Here is a 2,505-nt window from a genome sequence, read left to right as displayed (position 1 = left end):
GATCAAGGGAAGTCATCGAAGACGGTGGCGCGTCATATAGCTTCCATTCGGTCTTTTCATCAATTTCTTCTAAGGGAAAGAGTAACAAATCAGGATCCGTCCATACATATAGAAACGCCAAAACCGGAACGAAGCCTTCCAAAGGTATTAAGCATGGAAGAGGTTGAAGCACTATTGGAAGCCCCGAAGAAAATGGATGAATTCGGCTTACGCGATAAGGCAATGCTCGAACTGATGTATGCGACGGGTATGCGTGTCAGTGAGTTGATATCCATGGATGTGAGTGATGTCCATGCATCGATGGGTTTTGTCCGTTGTGTAGGGAAAGGAAATAAAGAGAGGATCATTCCGATTGGACAAACTGCATTGGGTGCGATTGAACATTATTTGGAAAGTTCCCGGGGGAAAATGGCCAGCCCCAAGCACAGGACAGATTCACTTTTTTTGAATCATCATGGAAACAGGCTGACAAGGCAGGGATTTTGGAAGATTCTAAAAAAACTTGTAAAATCGGCACAAATTGAAAAAGAAATTACACCACATACACTGAGACATTCTTTCGCGACACATCTATTGATGAATGGGGCTGATTTACGTGCCGTCCAAGAAATGCTTGGTCATGCGGATATTTCGACAACTCAAATTTATACACATATTACGAACGTACGGATCAAGGATGTCTATTCGAAATTCCATCCGCGAGCTTAAAGGATTAATAGAATGATAGAAAGGTTGTGAATTTAACTGCAAGGCAGTTGAAGGAGCAGCCTTTTCTATGTCGGCAAGACGGCTATATGGGATGCTGATGATTCTAACGCACATCTTATGGCACTTTGTTTCATTCCGAAATATATTATTTGTCTCCATCATGGTAATCGTTTACAATGTAGAGAGGTCAGACTTCTGACGTTCTTGCGATTTCATTTAAATGAAGAGTAACTGAGCAGAATAAGGGTATTATAGAGAGTATAAAAAGTGATTTACTATTTTAGGAGGAATGACTCATGAAAGGGAATTCAGCATTTAAACGAATATTTGTAATAGTTATGGATTCAGTTGGGATTGGCGAAGCACCTGATGCAGATTTATTCGGCGATAAAGGTGCGGATACACTCGGCCATATCGCAGAAAAAATGAATGGATTGAACATGCCGACTCTCGCAAAATTGGGTTTAGGCAATATCCGTGAAATCAAGGGAATTGAAAAAGCTCAGCAACCTCTCGCATACTATACGAAAATGAAGGAAGCCTCTACAGGAAAAGATACGATGACTGGACATTGGGAAATCATGGGGTTGAATATATCGACTCCATTCCGTGTATTTCCAGATGGTTTCCCGGAATTATTAGTCAATGAACTCGAGGCGAAAATGGGTCGGGGAATTATTGGGAATGTCCCGGCAAGCGGCACGGAAATCATTGAGAGACTTGGCGAGGAACATATGAAAACGGGTGCGCTGATTGTATATACATCAGCTGATTCCGTATTACAGATTGCTGCACATGAAGATATCGTCCCGATAGACGAATTATACAAGATTTGTGAAATTGCCCGTGAAGTGACAATGGCTGATGAGTTCAAGGTTGGACGCGTTATTGCCAGACCGTTCACTGGTGAACCAGGCAACTTCAAAAGAACGCCTAACCGTCATGATTATGCATTGAAACCGTTCGACCGGACAGTAATGGATGAATTGAAAGATTCTGGATATGATGTCCTTGCAATAGGGAAGATTTCGGATATCTTTGATGGGGAAGGTGTCACTGAATCATTAAGGACCGTATCCAATATGGATGGAATGGATAAATTAATCCAAACGGTAGAACAGGATTTCAAAGGGTTAAGTTTCCTTAATCTAGTCGACTTCGATGCTTTATACGGTCACCGCCGCGACCCAGAGGGATACGGAAAGGCATTGGAAGAATTCGATGCCCGGATGTCTGAAGTCCTTGATAAACTGAAAGAGGATGATTTATTGATCATCACTGCCGATCACGGGAATGATCCGGTCCATGAAGGAACTGATCACACACGTGAATATGTACCATTGTTAGTCTATTCCAAACGATTTACAGAAGGTGCCGAACTCCCGATAAGAGATACATTTGCAGATATTGGGGCGACGGTCGCTGCTAATTTTGATGTGAAAATGCCTGCCTTCGGAAAAAATATATTGGGCGATCTAAATTTAGGGGAGAATAAATAGATGTTTAATAAAATAGAGACTGCTGCGTCATTCATAAAAAGTAAAATTGAAGGCTCACCGGAGATAGGACTGATTCTTGGTTCCGGACTTGGAGTATTGGCGGATGAAATTGAAAATCCGATAACGATTCCTTACCACGAAATCCCGGAATTCCCGGTATCGACTGTTGAAGGACACGCTGGACAGCTTGTCATTGGACAATTAAGTGGCAAAAAGGTTGTCGCGATGCAAGGACGTTTCCACTTTTATGAGGGTTACTCCATGGAGAAGGTCACTTTCCCTCTCCATGGAGTAACCC

3 protein-coding genes are annotated in these 2,505 nt (G+C 42.4%); all 3 read left to right on the top strand.

The features are described from left to right. Positions 1 to 708: site-specific tyrosine recombinase XerD (gene xerD / locus AC1DVB_RS26585; RefSeq protein ID WP_477591793.1), on the top strand; the 708-nt coding region annotated here is incomplete at its 5' end. Between the two features lie 296 nt (positions 709 to 1,004). Beyond that, a complete protein-coding gene (gene deoB / locus AC1DVB_RS26580) occupies positions 1,005 to 2,207 on the top strand; it encodes a phosphopentomutase (protein ID WP_095678604.1) in 1,203 nt (400 codons plus the stop codon). Then, on the top strand, positions 2,208 to 2,505 hold a 298-nt coding region (locus AC1DVB_RS26575), incomplete at its 3' end, for a nucleoside phosphorylase-I family protein (protein ID WP_477591791.1).

The organism is Peribacillus sp. P4_D6 (assembly GCF_056401795.1).
The sequence above is the reverse complement of the archived record's forward strand: the minus strand, read 5'-3'. Positions and strand labels throughout refer to the sequence as shown.

What these genes read in the sequence shown, in the direction of transcription:
- deoB (WP_095678604.1), top strand. Translation starts at nt 1,005, where the DNA reads ATGAAAGGGAATTCAGCATTTAAACGAATATTTGTAATAGTTATGGAT.